At 58.0% G+C, this 18,524-nt stretch carries 12 protein-coding genes; 8 read left to right on the forward strand and 4 right to left on the reverse strand.

The features are described from left to right. On the reverse strand, positions 1–3,159 hold a 3,159-nt coding region (locus tag ACTO3O_RS05715), incomplete at its 3' end, for an NACHT domain-containing protein (protein ID WP_482596555.1). A 653-nt stretch (positions 3,160–3,812) separates the two neighbouring features. Here ACTO3O_RS05715 and ACTO3O_RS05720 point away from each other — a divergent pair. The 6 genes from ACTO3O_RS05720 (at position 3,813) to ACTO3O_RS05745 (ending at position 15,417) form a co-directional block, all read left to right on the forward strand. Then, positions 3,813–4,514: an NUDIX hydrolase gene (locus ACTO3O_RS05720; protein ID WP_297829875.1), complete on the forward strand. Its 702-nt coding sequence runs from the start codon at positions 3,813–3,815 to the stop codon at positions 4,512–4,514. A 26-nt stretch (positions 4,515–4,540) separates the two neighbouring features. Then, on the forward strand, positions 4,541–6,781 hold the full coding sequence (locus ACTO3O_RS05725; protein ID WP_297829877.1) for a glycoside hydrolase family 3 C-terminal domain-containing protein: 2,241 nt from the start codon (positions 4,541–4,543) through the stop codon (positions 6,779–6,781). Positions 6,782–6,785: 4 nt separating this feature from the next. After that, positions 6,786–8,897, forward strand: coding sequence for a right-handed parallel beta-helix repeat-containing protein (locus ACTO3O_RS05730; RefSeq protein ID WP_482596556.1), 2,112 nt, complete (start codon positions 6,786–6,788; stop codon positions 8,895–8,897). 12 nt (positions 8,898–8,909) lie between these two features. Next, entirely contained in the window at positions 8,910–10,115 is a 1,206-nt protein-coding gene (locus tag ACTO3O_RS05735; protein WP_482596557.1) for a glycoside hydrolase family protein, read from the forward strand. 74 nt (positions 10,116–10,189) lie between these two features. Next, positions 10,190–13,162, forward strand: a complete 2,973-nt coding sequence (locus tag ACTO3O_RS05740; protein WP_297829884.1) for a LamG-like jellyroll fold domain-containing protein — start codon at positions 10,190–10,192, stop codon at positions 13,160–13,162. 14 nt (positions 13,163–13,176) lie between these two features. Then, positions 13,177–15,417, forward strand: coding sequence for a hypothetical protein (locus ACTO3O_RS05745; RefSeq protein ID WP_297829885.1), 2,241 nt, complete (start codon positions 13,177–13,179; stop codon positions 15,415–15,417). 17 nt (positions 15,418–15,434) lie between these two features. Here ACTO3O_RS05745 and ACTO3O_RS05750 read toward each other — a convergent pair whose 3' ends face one another. The 3 genes from ACTO3O_RS05750 to ACTO3O_RS05760 are packed head-to-tail and all read right to left on the reverse strand — an operon-like array spanning position 15,435 to position 16,512. Continuing rightward, positions 15,435–15,704 carry a WG repeat-containing protein gene (locus ACTO3O_RS05750; RefSeq protein WP_297829887.1) on the reverse strand — a complete coding sequence of 90 codons (270 nt, stop codon included), beginning with the start codon at positions 15,702–15,704 and terminating at the stop codon, positions 15,435–15,437. Beyond that, positions 15,691–16,119, reverse strand: coding sequence for a WG repeat-containing protein (locus tag ACTO3O_RS05755; protein ID WP_297829889.1), 429 nt, complete (start codon positions 16,117–16,119; stop codon positions 15,691–15,693). Before ACTO3O_RS05755 ends, ACTO3O_RS05750 begins: the two co-directional genes overlap by 14 nt. Before the next feature lie 6 nt (positions 16,120–16,125). Continuing rightward, positions 16,126–16,512 (reverse strand): hypothetical protein, encoded by a 387-nt coding sequence (locus tag ACTO3O_RS05760; protein WP_297829890.1) that lies wholly within the window; start codon positions 16,510–16,512, stop codon positions 16,126–16,128. Between the two features lie 116 nt (positions 16,513–16,628). Here ACTO3O_RS05760 and ACTO3O_RS05765 point away from each other — a divergent pair, with 116 nt between their 5' ends. Beyond that, positions 16,629–17,261, forward strand: a complete 633-nt coding sequence (locus ACTO3O_RS05765) for a hypothetical protein (RefSeq protein ID WP_297829893.1) — start codon at positions 16,629–16,631, stop codon at positions 17,259–17,261. A 22-nt stretch (positions 17,262–17,283) separates the two neighbouring features. Beyond that, on the forward strand, positions 17,284–18,438 hold the full coding sequence (locus ACTO3O_RS05770; RefSeq protein ID WP_297829895.1) for a DUF4934 domain-containing protein: 1,155 nt from the start codon (positions 17,284–17,286) through the stop codon (positions 18,436–18,438). Positions 18,439–18,524: the final 86 nt, after the last annotated feature.

Consider the following 18,524-nt stretch of genomic DNA (forward strand, 5'->3'; position numbering starts at 1 on the left):
AAAACAACAATGTGTCAAGTCTAATAAAATCGCATCCGAGGTCTGAAATTCAAATCGATGTAATAGTTGAATCAGGTATTGGACTTTTAAGTTCCATTGGAACTGATAGTCGTTAGTTATAGATATTGCGTCAGTAAAATCAACCGTTTCAATGTTTTGGTCGAACCATTGATGTAAATAGCCTTTTTGGAAAGTTGAAACTTTTGGAGGATTCTGAGTGCTTAATGCCTGGTAGATATGCCTTATTGTAAACCGTTCCATATTTTCTGGTTGAGCAAACCAGTGTTGAATTTGTGGTTTGGTTACTGGTTGCTCTTGGGTCATAAGGCTCATCCATCGTAAGACGCTGCGATTGGCTAATTCATCTCCCGGCTGATGCTTTCTCACAAAATTCAGCTGCTGCGTGTTGTATTCTTCGTAAGATAAAGATTCTTGTTCTCCCAAAAAATCTATGCAAGCTTTTTGAAAATCGATCGGATCAAATAATAGATCAAAAGCCCGTTGTTCTTGTTGCCGATGGATCGCTTCAAAATCAATCTTTGGCGGTAAGACAATGCGAATATCGGTGCTGGCTTCAATTGCTTGTTTTAGTGGCTCGAATAATTCCGGATGATCCCACTTGGTCGATCGACAAATAAAATCGAGTTGATTCGAATCGATTACCTGATTGTGATAAGCCTCAATCAATAGAGGGAAGAGTGTCGACGTGAGGGCAAATGCCAATATGCACAGAATAATATAATTGTCGGAATTCTTTACCTGTTCTAAAATATTTAAGATTAGCTGTTTGCGGGTATTGGTTTTGTCAAAAAAATCAAGAACGATCAAGATGTACATACTGCGATTGTGAAAGCAACTTTCACAATGCTTTTGTAAAAGCTGTTGCATAAGGTTATATACGGAGGTATCTTCCGCATAAATATCGACGACATGGTCGATGATATGTTTTGCTGTTTCTTGGAACTCATTCAAAACATGATCTTCAAGATCAGAGATGTGTTGTGTCCAAAACTCTAAAATGCGATGTAAACTGTATGAGGTGTTGCATCGCCTAAGTATGTCAAAAATCGAAGATTCGAAGCCAACGGTATGATTCACTTCGGTTAGTCCGGAGAGGTAATAGTCAATATAGTGTTCATAAACTTGATGTTTCTTGAATAATGTGTAAAGTGATGATCGAACATGATCGTCCTTTTCGTTTTTTAATAGTTTGTAGATCGTATCTATAACTGGTGTATTTGCTCCGACTGCCGAGATCGAGCTGATGATTTCCCTGATCAGATAACCATCGGCTCGATCGCTGTCTGTCAAGGTTTGTACCAACCGTTCCACTATCCAGTCCGTAAAATGACAAGATGAAAAGTCGTAGTGCTGAAGTATATCCAAGGCATTCAGTCGACAGCGTCTTCCGTTTTGGACCTCACAGGCTTCGTCGACCAGAAATCGGATGCAATCTTCCTGTTGACCAAAACGTGCATAATGAATTGGGGCGATCTTTTCGCGATCCAACCAGCTCTCTTTTTCTTTGTAATAGTTGAAAATATTTTTGAAAATTTCGATGCGTAAATCTACATCCAATTTTTCCGGTTCCATGGCAATCAGCCCCGCCGGATCATGCTTTGTTAACCAGTCGATAAGTCGCTCGAACAAAGTAGATTCTTTCGGTAGAATATTCAGCAATAAGGTCAGGGTATTCTGCCATCCCGGCAGAATCGTGTCATTGGCACTTTGGATCAGGGGTAAAATCTGATCGAATATTTGCCGACTCAGTAGGCGGGCTGATAAGAATTCTTGGAAATAACCGTGTTTGAATTGCCAATGGTCGGTCTCTTTTTTGACAAGAGTTCCAGAGCATCGCATTAAACGATACGCTTCACGATCGGATAATAATGCTGCAATCTCTGAGTCGGTAATTGTCCGAGTTCCCGTTATATTCATGCAACAGGCAATCGTTTCGAGATGTCTGAACAGTTCGTTTCTTTGTTCTACTAATGGAATTGAGCCATCATAGTGGCTGGCGTCGCGTTTGAAATTGCGTTCGATCAAGTATTCCAACAGTTCGGTGATGCTTTTCCCCAAATTCCGATGTTCTTGATAGAACTCGATCATGGCGATCGCCCAAAAAGGATTCTCGAGTAATGCGATTAATCTGTGCTGATATACTTGGGTGAGAAAATTTTCCGAGTCGACCGACGAGTGTGTCTTGCTAATATTATAGGCTTGTACAGCTGCCGAAGTCAATGGTTCTAAGGTAGCAACCGTAAAATCGCTCAGACTTCCCCCTGTCCCCTCCATGGGTAATGTATAAAAGTTGGATCGGCACGAAACGAGGATGGGAATTTCCGGATGAGTATGGGCAAACAGTCCGATCTCGCGTTTGACTCGCTCCGTATCCTCAGGAAGCACTTCGTCTAACCCATCCAGTAATAACGTCTTGGGTTGTCTGGCTGTCAACCACTCTGAGGCGAGCATTTGCTCCAAAGTTCGGGCTCCGGTAAAAGTATTCAGGGGCAAATGAAAGGGACAACATGTCTCTGTTAATTGTAGTGCCAACTGCTTGAGCTCGGTGCTCTTTCCCATTCCGGCACTCCCTAATATAACCAGTCGGGAATGGCGGGCTATTAGGTCGATCGGGGCATATTCACTGCCTTCCGAGAACATTCCGTTGCTTGCTTGTTGTGGATGATTGATTAATCTGACAGTACGTGGAATATGGTATGATGCTGTCGGTGCGAGATGTGGGATGAAAAAATCGTTGGAGAATAAAGGAGTTGGTATGGTTTGGGGGCAGACTGTTTTGTGCATTTCAGCTACCAGAGTATGCGTGTCCGAACTGATGCAATAATGTAGGAAACTTTGCGTCCGAGCATCCTTTTCCAGTTCAGCGCGAAATAAATCTAACAAATCATTACCACAATTTTGGGTTGACGAATTGTTGAGCAGTTGCTGAATGGTTTCTTGGAGTTTTGTGTGCAGATAGTTTTCCTCTCGATCCCGAATGTTATGATTTATGGTCCATTGTCTCAGGGCCCGATCGTATGCTTGTTGAATAGCTGTTTGTATGTTATGGTCGGAAAATTGGAACGGAAGCAGAGATTTGATAAATTCATAACTTACGTTGGTTATCAATCCGGTTAAAATCGAGCTAAGTATTCCCATCGTTTTTTAGAACTAAGACATAAATAATATATGTTGCTAATATATCGATTTTGACATAAAATAACCAAAGATGAGGTTATGAAATTCAGTCCTACCTTAGCAGATAAGATGGCATTAAATACAGCTATTCATACAATAGATGACATTATCAACCAACTTAAGAGTTTGTTATAATCAGGGGGTGCAAATAGGGGCGCAGAAATTTGCATCCCGATTTGAAGCCTCGAAACAAGGAGAAATTTCGGAAAAATGAAACCGCTCAACGCCACAATGTTAGAATCTAAATATCTGATTGTTAGTGAAATTAGTCGTCTGCTACCGACCTCACACGGAGAGGGTTTTTAATGCGCTGGTTCTTCGGCGAATTGAAAACCCTCTTCTCTTTTTTCCGGTAACCGTTGCGGGGGTGTTGGGGAGGGGGATCTTCTGTCAGTGGCGGACTCTTTCATCGAATAAAATAAGCGCTCGGGGGAAGTACAATAACCCCTCGGGGGATAGGTCTTGGAAATCAGCCTGTCGCCGGTCTTGTCGTTCGAATACAAATAGTGTATTTTATACAATAAGTTTCGGTTTAACGAATTGTCCGATAGTATTTTGCGGTCTAAATAACTATATTTGTCGAGGCGCGGCGGACGGCCGTTGCGGAATGGCTTATGGAATATATGTATGCCCATGTGTCGGTCGATTGCGTGGTGTTCGGTTTCGATGGGAACGAGCTGAACATTCTGTTGATCGAAAAGGAGGGGACGTCGGACCTGAAACTGCCCGGCAGCCTGATCTATCAGCCGGAGGATACGGACAGCGCCGCCCAGCGGGTGCTGTATGAGTTGACCGGTATCCGGAGGATGAGCCTCAAGCAGTTCAAGTGTTTCAGCTCGCCCGACCGGGCGGCGGATGCGCGGGATGTGGCGTGGCTCGAAACGACCTACGGGCATCCCGTCGGGCGGCTGATTACGATTGCTTATCTGTCGCTGTGTAAGATTAACCGGACGCTGAGCGCTGTGGCGCGCAGCAGCGGGGCCCGGTGGTGTCCGGTCAGTGCGGTGCCTGCGATGCCGTTCGATCACAATCGGATCGTCGAGGAGTCGCTCGGCGAGATTCGCCAATGGATCGAAACGGAGCCGGCCATGCTCTTCGAACTGCTGCCTGCGAAGTTTACCCTCGCCGAGTTGAGGGGACTCTATCAGGCGATCTATCGCAAGCGGTTCGACATCCGAAATTTTTGTAAAAAGATCGCCCGGATGGCCTATGTCGTCCGGCTCGACGAGCAACAGACCGATGTCGCGCATCGCGCGGCGCATTACTATAAATTCGACCGGATCGCTTATAATCGAACCCGTCGGGCGGTCGAGTGATTTCTGACTTAATTCATTCTGTTTTTATGAAGAAAATCGTTTTGTTGATCTTCTTTCTCGGTCTTCTGGGGCGGCAGGGGATGGCCGCTGGCGACCCGCGTCTGTGTGTCGATCCGCGGGTCGATTCGCTGATCGACAGGATGACCCTCTCGGAGAAGATCTCCCAGATGATGCACGTCAGTCCGGCCATTCCGAGGCTCGGGATTCCGGCCTATAACTGGTGGAACGAGTGTCTGCACGGCGTGGGACGTTCGGGCGACCGGGTGACGGTCTTTCCACAGGCGATCGGGCTGGCGGCCACCTTCAATCCCGAGGCCTTGGAGCAGACGGCGGGGATGATCGCCGACGAGGCGCGCGCCATTTATAATCGGGCCAAAGGGACGCCGGACGAGGGGAGACAGTACAAGGGGCTGACGTTCTGGACGCCGAATGTCAACATCTTCCGCGATCCGCGATGGGGAAGGGGGCAGGAGACCTACGGCGAAGACCCCTGGCTGACCGGTCGGATGGGGAGCGCGATGGTGCGGGGGTTGCAGGGCGGCGATCCGCGTTACCTCAAGACTTCGGCGTGCGCCAAGCACTATGCGGTGCATAGCGGGCCGGAGCCCGAACGCCACGAGTTCGATGCCCGGGTGAGCGACTACGACCTGTGGGATACCTACCTGCCTGCTTTCCGCACGCTGGTGTGCGAGGCGGGGGTGTCGGGGGTGATGTGCGCCTATAACCGCTACGAGGGACAGCCCTGCTGCGGCAGCGACAAGCTGATGCGGCTGATTCTGACTTACGAATGGGGGTTCGAGGGGTATGTTACTTCGGATTGCTGGGGGATCAGCGATTTCCACAAGTATCACAAAACGCATTCGGACGCAGCGACGGCGGCGGCCGATGCCGTGCTGCACGGGACGGATATGGAGTGCGGCGGCGATTATGCTTCGCTCGCGGCGGCGGTGGAGCGGGGGCTGATTACCGAGGAACAGATCGATTTGTCGTTGCGGCGGCTTTTTATGATCCGTTTCCGGCTCGGTCAGTTCGAACCGGCGGGGCGGGTGCCTTATGATACGATTTCCGGTGCGGTGATCTCGTCGCCGGAGCACCGGGCGCAGGCTCTGGAGATGGCGCGGCAGTCGATGGTGCTGTTGCGGAACGAGGGGGTGCTGCCGCTGCGGACGGGAAGGGTCGGGACGGTGGCCCTGTTGGGGCCGAATGCCGACGACGGAACGACGCAGTTGGGCAATTACAACGGGATTCCGGTGGAGAATGTCACGCTGCGGATGGCGTTGGAGCGTGAACCGGGTCTGCGGGTGATCTACTATCCGGCGACGGCGTTCACCGGGCCGCTGGCGGAGGGCCCGGAGGTGGAGGAGGTGCTGGAGGCGATTGCCGGGGTCGATGCGGTGATCTTTGCGGGCGGGATTTCGCCGCTCCTGGAGGGAGAGGCGGGCGATGCGGGGAACGACGATATCAAGGGCTTTCTCGGGGGCGACCGCAGCCGTATCGAGCTCCCGGCGGTGCAGACGGAGTGGATGAAACGGCTCAGGGGGCTGGGCAAACCGCTGATCTTCGTGAATATGTCGGGCAGCGCGGTGGCGTTCCCGTGGGAGGCGGAGCATGCCGATGCAGTCATCCAGGCGTGGTACGGCGGGCAGGAGACGGGTACGGCACTGGCGGATATCCTCTTCGGACGCTACAATCCGTCGGGCCGACTGCCGGTCACGTTCTACCGTTCGACGGACGATCTGCCGGATTTCTGGGATTATCGCATGGAGGGGCGCACGTATCGCTATTTCGACGGCGAGGTGCTCTATCCGTTCGGCTATGGGCTGAGTTACAACAGATATGTTTATTCTGCGCTGCGGCTGCCCGATGCCGTTGAGGTCGGAGACTCCGTCAGGGTGAGCGTCGAGGTGCGCAACCGAGGACGACGAGGCGGGGAGGAGGTCGTGCAGCTCTATGTCTCGCGACGGGGGATGGTCTCCGGACGGATGCCGATCTGTTCGCTGGCGGGAGTGCGGCGGGTCTGGCTCGAACCGGGCGAACGGCGGATGGTGAGCTTTGCGGTGGCGCCCGAACAGCTCGGTGGGGTCGATGAGCGGGGGAATAGGGTGGTGATGCCGGGGCGGGTGCGCATCTGGGTCGGCGGGCGGATGCCGAATGCCCGGCCGGAGCGGTTCGGCGACGAGCCGCTGGCGGGAGAGCTGGTGCTGACCGGCGACCGGCTGCTGTTCGACCATGCCGGAAATCCGATCGAAACGGATCATCGAAAGTAAAATTATGAATATGAAGAAGATGAAACAGACACGCAAAGCGCTTTTTCTCGGGCTTCTCTCCTTTCTTTCGGTCGCCGCGGCGACGGCCCGGAAAACGTTCTTCGTAGCGCCGACCGGCAGCGACCGGGCGGCGGGTTCGCTCTCCCGCCCTTTCCGCACGGTGGAACGGGCGCTGGCCGAGGCGGCGCGGTTTCCGCACGATACGACCGACATTCTGCTGCGGCGGGGGACGTATGTCTTGCGGAAGACGGTCGAGATTGCCGGGTTGAACAACGTGACGATCGCTCCTTACCGGCAGGAGGCGGTCTCTTTCACCGGGTCGCGCCGGGTCGATTCGAAACAGATACGGAAAGTGACGGATCCGGCGGTGCGGGAGCGGCTGCGGCCCGAGGTGCGCGACCGGGTGCGCCAGATCGATGCGGGGGCCCTCGGGATTCCGCTGACGGGGATTATCCCGAAAGGTTTCGGGCATCCGTCGCTTCCGGGCTGGAGCGAACTCTTCATCGACGGACGTCCGCTCTCGATCGCGCGATGGCCCAATGACAGCATGGCGCCGATCGGAAAGGTGCATTGCACCGGCGATATCCCGCGCGAGGGGAAATACGGTATCGGAAATCCGGTCTTCGAGTATGCCGAGGAGCGGCCGGCGCAGTGGAAATCGACCGACGGGATGTGGATCGGCGGCTATTTCGCTCACGGCTATGCCGACGACATGGTTCCCGTGCTGCGGATCGACACGGCCGCACGTACCGTTACGGCTGCCCGGTCTACGCGGTACGGCTTTATGACCGGCGCGCCGTGGCGGAGGTGGTTCGCCCTGAATCTGCTCGAAGAGATCGACCGACCGGGCGAATATGTGCTCGACTCGGCGGCCCGGAAGATCTATTTCCTGCCGCCGAACGAGGCGAAAATCGGAGACGATGTCCGGGTCTCGACGCTCGATGCGCCGATGTTCGCTGTCGAAGGGTGTCGGAATGTCGTGCTGCGCGGCCTGACGCTCGAATATGCGCGCGGGATGGGGGTCTACATCGAGGCGTCGGACTCCGTGCGGGTGGACAGCTGTGTGATCCGCAATCTGGGGTATGTCGGTGTCTGCATCGGACGGGGGGACAAACCGAGGCAGGTCGGCGCGCTGGGAGGGATCATCTATGACGATGTGCTGATCAATCGCTGCGCGGGGAGGTATAACGGGGTGAGCAATTGCCACATCTATCAAATGGGTGCCGGAGGGGTCAACCTGAGCGGCGGCGACCGGGCCACTTTGACTCCGGCTTATAATTACGTGGAGAATTGCCGCATCCACAATGTCAACCGACTGGAAAAATCCTATATTCCCGGCGTCTGGATCGACGGCGTGGGGAACCGCGTCTCGAACTGCGAGATTTTCGATGCGCCGAGCATGGCCGTTCTGCTGCACGGCAACGACCACCTGATCGAATATTGCGACATCTACGACGTCTGCCGCGAGGTGGACGATCAGGGGGCTTTGTACTACGGCCGCGACCCGTCGGAGCGGGGCAACCGGGTGCGGTACTGCTATTTCCATGATTTTTCGTCGGCCCACCGCGTCTCGGCCACCTATCACGACGACGGGGCGTGCGGCATGGAGGTCTTCGGCTGCGTCTACTTCCGCTCGGGGACCATTCCCGTACTTATCGGCGGCGGGCACGACAATATCTATCGCAATAACCTCTTCGTCGACCTGCCGCAGGCGGTTCACATCGATAACCGGATGGAGACCTGGGGACGCGGGATGCTCGATCCGGACGGGGTGGTAGATCAGCGGCTGCGGGCGGTGCGGCATACCGAACCGCCGTATGCGACGGCTTATCCGGAGTTGGCCCGCTATTGGGAGGGAACGCCCCGGGTGTCGCGCGGCAATGTGTTTGCGGGCAATCTGTTCTATCGGGTCAAAAAGATGCTGAATGGTTCTCCGGGCTGGGCGGATTGGAGCAACAACTGGGTCACGATAGAGAATCCGGGCTGGGTCGATCCGGCCGACCCGATGAAAGGTTTTGTCCCGGATGCGGCGATTTATCGGATGATCCTCGGTTTCACGCCGATTCCGTTCGACCGGATCGGCTGCAAACTGCCTGTGTCCGAATCGGAACTGTAAATGCTTTGTGTGATGAAAAGAGTGCTTCTATTTACCGCCTTGTGTGCGGCGGTTTGCGGTTCGGCTTCGGCGCAGACTTACTGTGTGAAGGCCGGGCCGGCGGAGATCAGCGTCACTCGTCGCGACGGCAGGGCGGTCGTGACGGGCGAGGGGGCGTTTCAGCTGCCGGATCACTTCGTGTGGGGCGCTTCGGTCATCCGGGGAGACGAGGGGCGATACTACATGATCTACAGCGCGGTGCCGACGGGAAAATATGCGTTCGACCCCGCGTGGGTTTTGGGTTCCAAAATGGGGCTGGCTGTCTCCGATCGACCGGACGGAGGATTTCGACACCTCGGCTTTTTCCTCAACGAAGACGGTTTTCGGCCCGACCGGTCGGCGTGGGATGCCCAGACGGTGATGAACTCTCACGTGCGGAGATTCGGGGATAAATACTATCTCTACTATGTCGGCGGGGTCGATCTGGGGAACGACCGCGTGCGGTCGGCGGACGGCACGTTGCCGCTGCGCGCCCGGGTGCAGCAGTCGCTGCGGATCGGCGTCATTGAGTTCGAGACGTTCGCCGATCTGCTGGCCGGTCGCTTCGAACGGTCGAACGGGCCGCTGCTGGCGCCCCGAACGCGTGTCAAACCGAACGACATCGTCGATCCGTCGCCGGAGGGGACGAGGCCGATGCCGGACAACATCATCGTGGTGAATCCGGCGGTGGTCTATCGGCCCTCGGACGGGAAGTATCTGCTCTATTTCAAGGGCAATGTGTACGATCCCGCGTGGCGCGGGGTGCACGGCGTGGCGATCGGCGACTCGCCGGCCGGGCCTTTCGTGCCGCTCGACCTCGAAGTGCTGACGATCAAGGACGGCGACAAGCGGCTGTCGGCTGAAGACCCTTATGTGTGGTACTGCGCCCGGGACTCCTGTTTCTATGCCGTTTTCAAAGACTTTACCGGGGCGTTCACCCGGAGCGAGCCTTGTCTGGCTGTGATGCGGTCGCGGGACGGGATCGAATGGGAGTTGCCGGAACGGTCGCTTTTCATGAAAAAACAGGTGGTCTTGCCGTCGGGCGAGGTGGCGAAGGTGGCGCGTCTGGAGCGTCCCCAGCTGCTGGTCGATGAGCAGGGGGTGCCGCTGGTGCTCTACTGTGCCTGTGCGGTGGACGAGGTGAACGGACGCATCGACGGGGGATCGTTCAACGTCCAAATCCCGCTCCGCAGCGAATAGTCTGAACAGGTGTTCCGGAACTAACGGCAAATGAAGAACTGTTGCAGTTGTCGAATTCAAACCTATTTCTTCCAATGATAAGAGGTCTCTTTTTCGTTTTGTTTTCCCTGGGGGTGTATGACGTGGCGCGGGGAGCGGTTACGCCCGTTCTGCACTATAATTTCGGTAAGGCGGGTAATGTGACCTATGCTGTCGCTCCGCGGGCGGTGCGATCCTCGACGGGCGGCGGAGAGCTGCTCGTCGTGGGCCAGCCGGTGTTTTATGCCGACGCGCCCGGAGATCGAAAAATGAAGGGCGAAGGCTCGATTCTGTTCGACGGGAAACGCGACGGGTATCGTTTGCGGGAGGAGAGCGTTCGGTGGGGGGACAATCGGCTGTTGGAGGTGTGGGTCAAAGCGGCCGACACGGGCCGTGAGGCTGTGCAAACCGTTGTGGCGCTGGGGGACGGGGCTGAAAGCATGACGCTCGGGCAGCGGGGAGACAAATGGGTGTTCCTCTGCGGAGCAGGCGGGGCAGGTGGGGCAGAGGAGGTCGAAATCGGAGAGGCGGTTGCCGACCGGTGGGTACATCTGGCGGCGGTCGTCGAACGAGGGCGGGGCGCAGTCTGGATGGACGGTCGGAAGTCGGGCGAGTTTCTCTTCGAGGGGGCTGTGGCGCCGATCCTTTCGGTGGCGGTCGATGCGGAGGGCGGTCGCGCGTTCCGTGGCAGCATTTACGAGATCCGGTACGGCACGTTTGCGGATGGGGCGTTCTCTCCGGAGACCGATCTGTCGTTGCACGCGATGCGGAGCGAGGGTCGGACGGCCCGGAGTGCCGAGGCTCGGGCGGCTTTGGTCGCCCAGTTGGAGGCGCCGGGCTACGGCAAAGAGGTTGTCCGCACACTGTCCGAAGAACGCCAGCAAAATGACTGGCTGATCCGCCCCGTCCGGCAGGCGAGCCGTCTGTATGTGCGGGTGGCCGACGATCGGCAGGATGTCCGGTTCCGGCTCGACAACGGCTTGGTCTCGCGCACCTTCTATTTGGGCGGCAACATCGCCTGCATCAGCTACAAGAACAAGAGCGACGACACCGAATACCTCCGTGCGGTGAAGCCCGAGGCCCGCATCCGGATCGATACGACGTGGTACGACGTCGGCGGCCTCGCCGGCCAGCCCGAAATGTCCTACCTGCTCGAAGAGTGGCTGCCGCAGATGACGGCGGCTCCGGGGGCTTTCGTGCTGGAGAAGATCGAGACGGGAGTACCGGTCGAACGTTATCCGTGGAGCCGGAAATTCCACGCTCCGGCGGCCGACTGGCCGCCGAAAGGGCTGCGGCTGACCCTGACGTTCGCGGCGCCCGGGGATGTGCCGCAGGTCAAGGGGGTCGAGGTGCGTGTCCATTATGAAATCTACGACGGCCTCCCCGTGATTGCCAAATGGATCGAGGTGGTGAACGACGGCGCTCGGGAGCTTCTGCTGCGGGATATGGAGTGCGAAGTGTTGGCGGTGAATCAGGATCGGGTCTCCCGCATGCACGTCGAGAGCGACTACTCCTTCGCGCTGGCCAACGCCGACCCGCAGGGGAGCGCCCTGATGCACTATGCCGGAGACCCGAAAGCCTATCACGTCGGCCGTTCCACCACCCGGTGGGTGCCCGACCCCGAATACCACACCTGGGCCAGCCACAATCAGGCCGAAGACAAATTTCTCGGTTTCCCGCACCACAATCTGCTGCTCAGCAAGTTGCCCATGGGGCCGTGTGTCGAGGTCGAGGCGGGGAAACCGTTCCGCTCTTTCGTCACCTTCGAGCTGCTGCACGACAGCGACGACCGCGAACGCCAGTCGCTCGCCCACCGGCGCATGTACCGCCGGCTCGCTCCGCAGGTGACCGAATCGCTTATCGCGGCGGGTATCACCTCGCACGACGAAACGCAGTTGAAAAAACTGATCGACCAGATGGCCGAGCTCGGAATCGAACAACTCGACATCCAGGCCTGGCCCGGGGTCAGCCACGACAATCTCGATTCCGCCTATGTTGCTCATTGGCGGGATATCGCGGCCTATGCGGCTGACAGAGGGATCGTGATGGGCGGGTACGAACTCCAGATCGCTTCGCGCGGGCGGGGCGACTCGGTCGACTGTGTGCATCCCGAGACCGGCAGGCCCGGCAGCCTCTTCGGACAGAGTGTCTGTGTGGCCAGCGGGTGGCAGGATACCTATTTCCCGAAAATGTGGGAGTTTTTCGACCGCACGGGCTTCAAGACCTACAACATGGACGGCCCATACCACGGCGACCCTTGCGCATCCGCGGCGCACCTCCACCACGAGGGGCTCGAAGACTCGCAGTGGCGGCAGTGGTCGGCGCAGGTCGGGGTGTTGCACGAGCTGCAACGGCGGAGCATGTACATCCCTATCCCCGACTGGTATTTCCTGAACGGACAGACGGTCACCGGGATGGGCTATCGCGAGGCCAGCGCCAATCTCACTCCCCAGCAGCAGTTGCTGCTCGGGCGGCAGTATATCTACGACGGGACGTGGCACAAATTGCCCACCATGGGCTGGATGACGCTCCAGCTCGTCGGCTTCTACACCAACGACCCGCGGGTGGGGCTCGAGCCGTTGTGCGACAATCTCGACCGCTACGAAGCCCAGCTGTTCCAGTACCTGGCCAGCGGCTGCCACCTCACCATCCGTGGCAACCGGCTCTACGATACGCCGGAGACGAAAGCGATGGTCGAGCGCCAGTTAGCGTGGCTCCGCCGCTATCGCGATATCCTTACCTCTGAAATCATCCATGTCAGCCGACCCACCGGATGCGATCTCGATTGTATGATGCACGTCAATCCCTTTATCGATCACCGGGGGATGGTGGTCGTCTTCAATCCCACCGACCGGAAAATCGAAAAAACGCTCCGCCTGCCGCTTTACTACACCGGGTTGGAGAAAAAGGTGAGTGTGACCGGATCCGACGGCTCGAAGGCGGTGCGTAAGCTGGACGGCAAACAGGAACTGTTTCTCCCGGTCAGCGTCGAAGCCGGCGGCAGCGCATGGTATCTGCTCGAAAAATAAAAGCACTTGAATTTATGACCGGAAATCCGTTATACCGCTTTGTCCCGACCTTGTGTCTGCTGATTTTCAGCGTCTGTTCCGCACAGGCCCGGGGCAGCTGGCTTCCCGAGCGGCCCGACCCGACGAAACAGATCCGGCTGCTCGACTGCCGCTACGACGGGCCGGTGCTTGTCCGGGCCGAAGAAATCGACCCGGCTGACGGAAATTGGGAGGTGGCCGTTGCCTGTTCCGACGATTCCTCCTGCACCTTCACCTTTCGCGCTCTGCGCGATATGGCAGATGCCGGGGTGGCGGTCGCTTTCGATTGCTACGGGTGGAGCAGCGACAATTATGTGATGATTCCGGCAGCCGTCTACGGCGGCAACCGCCAGCGGATCGTGAACCGCTCTTACGCTACCGGTCTCGACGCCACCGACTACGGCCGGCGTGATCTGGCGCTGACCTCGAATCCGATTCCGCAGCTCTCGCCGGAGTTCGGTGCGACGTCGCGGCTGGAGCTGCTCGTCTGCAATGCTTCGACCCCGGCCATCGCCTGGCTCGACCGGGCGAACCGGCAGGGAACCATCCTGCTGACCGATCAGGGGATCGAACGGGACGGCGAGGTGAAAGACCACGGCCTGATGGTCGAGGAGTCACCCGATCGGAGCATCGCCACCTTCGTCATCAGCGCGCCGGGCGTGCGGGAACGGAAGCCCGAATTCATCGGGTTCAGCCCGAGTCCCGACCGGGGGGTGTCTATCCGAAAAGACGACGAGATCACGATCCGAGTCACCCGGCTCGATTTCGAGGCCGGCGGGGTACCGGATTTGCTGGCCTGTTTTATGCGCGAGCGGAAACGTCACATGCCGACCGCGATGCCGCGCAACCTGATGCCGATGAGCGAGGTGCGACGGCGTATGGAACGAAACATCGAGAGCCGTTACCATGTGGGCGCGGCGGGCGAATACTACTGTCCGGAGAATGCGGACTGGATGTCGTACGGCTGGATCGGCGGCCTGATGAATACCTATCCGATGCTCGCCGCGGGCGATACGCTCCGCTTGCGGCGCGTGGTCCATACGTTCGATTTCGGGCTCTTGAAGGGCTGCGGCGAGAGCGGTTACTACTGCGATGTGCTCGGCCCGGACGGGAAGCCGCTCTATCGTGACGCGGCGAAGCTCCACCCGGGGATCGCCCTGACCCGCAGGAACGCCGATCTGCTCTATTGGATGGTCAAACAGTTCGACCTGCTCCGGAAACAGGGGCGCGGCTACGCGATCCGGCCGGAATGGGAAGTCCGTGTGCGCGGACTGGCCGACGCTTTCGTCAAGACTTGGAAGGAGGAGGGAACGTGGGGCAACTACCTCCACCTGGCGACCGGTCGCGTGGCGGTTTACAACACCACCGGCGGGGCGATGGCGGTCGGCGGGCTCGCGCTCGCTGCGGGGTACTATGGCAATCCGGAATACCTCGACGTCGCCCGGCTGGCGGCGGACTTTTATTACCGGGACTTCGCTCTGCGCGGGTTCACCTCGGGCGGCTGCGGCGACATCCTCCAGAACGCCGACTCCGAGACGGCTGCGGCACTGATGACTTCGCTGATGACGTTGTATGAAGCTACGGGCGATACGGCTTATCGCACTTGGTGTGCCGATCTGGCGAACCTCTGCGCCACCTGGACGGTGTCGTTTCGTTACCGGCTGCCGGACGATACGCCGCTGGCCCAGCTCGGAGCCGACCTCACGGGGGCCGTCTGGGCCAGCACTCAGAACAAACACGGGGCGCCGGGTTTCTGCACCCAGTCGGGCGACGCGCTGTTCAAGCTCTACCGCGAGACGGGCGATACGCTCTATGCGGCGTTGCTGCGGGACATCATCCACGCCCATGCCGAAGGGGTGCAGCCCGACGGCCGGATTACGGAGCGATTGACCTACTGCGATGCGGACAGCCGGGGTTCGCGCGGCGACGGGGGACGGACGGGCTGGAACGAGACCAATGGGGCGCTGATGGCGATCGAGGTGCCGGGGATCTATCTGCGGACGGACACCGGACGGGCCTACGTATTCGACCATGTAGTGCTCCGGAAGATCGAAAAAACGGACAAAGGGATTACCCTCACCCTGTTCAACCCGACCGCATACGATGCCGCTGTCACGCTGCTGGCCGAAGACGGGGCGCAAGCCGCTGAGCCGCTCGGCGACAACGCTTTTGTGGGCTGGAGAGGCCCGGTCGTTGTCCGGGCGGGGCGGGCCCGGACGGTTCGGATCGCCCGGTAAAGGTGTCGAAGTTGCGCTTAGGGTCGTTCCAGCCGGTCGTACAACTCCTCATCCGAGGCGTAGTCGCCCCACGGAACGACCATCCGCCATGTCCCGACCTCCAGCACGCCGTATCGGCCGTTTTTCTCGACGCCGTAATAATACCGGTCGTTTGTCCACACGGGCCAGATGTAGTCGTATTCCGTATCGGGCAGGACGATATTCCCGCGTAAATCCATCAATCCCCACTTGCATCCCGGATAGACCCGTCGAAAGTCCGGGCTGTCGGCACCGTCAGGATCGTACACGCCGCGGTTGAACCGCAGGTAGGGCTCCCCCGCGATTGATGTCGATATAGCTGTATTCCGGCGGGACGATATAGCTCCCGTTCCGGCCGATCAATCCGGTCTTTCCGGGCGTGGCGACCTGGATATTATGCGAAATCTCTTGTACGAGCATCGCATTCAGACTGTCGGCCACGACCACCCGTGCCATCCCCTCGTAAAAGTCGGAAACCAGGCTCCACCGGGGACGAATGACGATCCGTCCAGTGGAGTCGGCATATCCCCACTGTTTCCCGTCCGGCGAAACGGCGGCGAGGCTTTCGTGCAGGGAGCGGGTTGTCGGGTTTTGCCGCTCCGTCCGATGCTGCTGCGCCCGGAGGGGCAGTACGTTCAATCCCGCCCCCAGCAACAATCCGAACCATCCGATCGGTATTTTCATAAAAAATTATCGTTTCTTATTACGTTCCGCATATCGGTATCCCGCCCAAAAAACCGGCACGAAATAACTGCTCGCCCAGATGAAATAGCCGATGAACGATCGGACTCCCGCGCTCCACGAGGAGGCATGGCATCCGAAGAGTTCGTACCAGACAAAGATGCTGCATACGGCTACCGGGCAGGCTGCGATCCAGGTCAGGAGACGGTACTTGCCGGGATGCCGCCTCAGGAGAATCAGGTAACCGTAGGCATAGAGCGTGACGGGAATCGAAATCACGCCGTAAATGAACGGCAGGATTCCGTCGCCGATCGGCCCCGGGTCTGTCTCCGCATGCTCTCCCCACAGGGCGTCGCCGACCGCATAGAGCCCGAAAATCAGGATCTGGCACAGCATTCCCGCCGCGGGCGAGGCCTAATATCGCACTGCGCTCATTCGGAAAATCAGTTAACGTTGTTAGATCGTTTCTCAAATATATGCACTATCTTGCGGATATGATTCATTATTAGGTCATGAGGCTGCTTTTTTTATGGGTTGCGGCGACCGTCGGGATGGTCGGATGCGGTTCGCCGCAGCAGGCCTCTGTCGTCGGCCGGGACGAAAACGTCGGGTCGGGGCTCGACACGGGGCATTATGTGCGGATCGGCGGGCTGAAGTGGAAACGATACAACCTCGGCGCGACGGCACTGCCGTCCGAAGGGTGGGAGGAGAGTCTGGGCGGTTATTTCTCCTATGCCGACCGGGCGACGTTCGTGAAGCGGCATTGCGTGAACGGGTGGCGGCTTCCGACCGAGGCCGATTATGAACGTATACGGCCGGCCCGGCAGTTTTGTCAAACCGAATGGGAGCAGATCGACCGGAAAAACGCCCTTTTTCGGGACAGTGTCACGGGCATCACGTATGAAATGTGTCGGGCGGGGCGGAGGCAGTCGTTTCTGCGGATCGTCCAGGGGGCCAACACGCTGGAATTTCCGGCCGCCGGTTATCCGGCCCGGGAGCGGTCGGTGGGGCTGAACGGCATCTATATGACTGCGACGCCGGAGGGACGGGAGTGGGTTCGGGTTTATTACATGGATCCGTCGTTCGTGAACATCCACCGGTGGGGAGGCAACGGGCGGATCTCGGTCCGGCTGGTCAAGGATTGATCATGAACGAAACACGTTCGATATGATACGTTTTTTGCATTTCACCTCTGTGCTGACGCTTGTCTCGACCCTGTGTCTGACCGGCTGCGGCGAGTCGGGGGCTTCTACGGCTGATGGTCTGGCGGTTATCCCTGTCGAACAGGGGCTCGGGCGGGAGAGGAGGGTCTCGTTGTCCGATTTCGCTGCGCGGGCGGTCGAATATGTCGTGCTGGACGATGCGCCCGAGGCGCTGGTCGGCGAGGTCTACATGCTGGTGCTGTCGGGAACCGGATTCTATGTCGCGGAAAAGAACTATGGAGCGGCCAACAGTGCGGTCAAGTATTTCGACTGTTCGGGGAGGTTCGTCTCCACCCGGGGAGGGATCGGACACGGGCCGAATGAGTATGTCGGGGTGTCGTATCTGGCGGTGGACGAGGAGAGCGAGCGGGTGTTTGTCGGCGGAACGGGCGTGATTGCGTACGACCGGAACAATCGCCGGACGGCTCGCAACGATTCGATCCGGTCGGCCCAGATGGCTTATCGGAACGGGGAGTTGCTGGTCTTTCACTATCCGTCGGGAGAGGCGGAGGGGGATGGGAGCCGGGTGCTGTTCACCCGCTACTCGGCGGACGACCTGACGCCCCGGGGTGAGATTCGGGGGGCGGACAAGGGGCGGGTGGCGGTGGAGGTCGGATTCCAGGTGCTGTGCGATCGGGGGAACGGGTTGTCGTTCAAGGAGGAGCTCAGCGATACGATATGTCGTCTGAGCGGCGATTCGGTGCGGCCTGCCTGCCGGTTGGAGATGGGGCGGTATCGATTCCCGGCGGAAAAGATGACTTTCGAGGCGATGAACGAGTGGCCGGATTACTACCGGCTGGTGGATCTGCTGGCCGGGGAGCGATATTTGTTTCTTTCGCTCCAAAACGGGCTGATGGGAGATCGGACGCTGCTGGTGTATGACAAGAGCGACGGGGCGTGCTACATCCCGAAGGGAGATGACGGGTGGCAGGGGCTGTTCGTGGACGGGGTGCGCTTTACGCCGCGGAGTCTCCGCCGGAACCGGCTGGTCGGCGAACTCGACCTGCTGGATTTGCTGGATCGGAAAGAGCGGATAACGGATCCGGCGTTACGGGCGGTTGCTGCCGGCGTGACGGAACGGAGTAATCTGGTGGTGGCGATGCTGCCGCTGAAGGAGTAAATCCGTCAGGCTTTCCTCCCGATTGTGCCGTTTTTGCGTAAAAGTCGGAAAACCAGCTTTTCATTGTAGTGAAAGGGAAATTGCTT

The organism is Rikenella sp. (genome assembly GCF_056799795.1).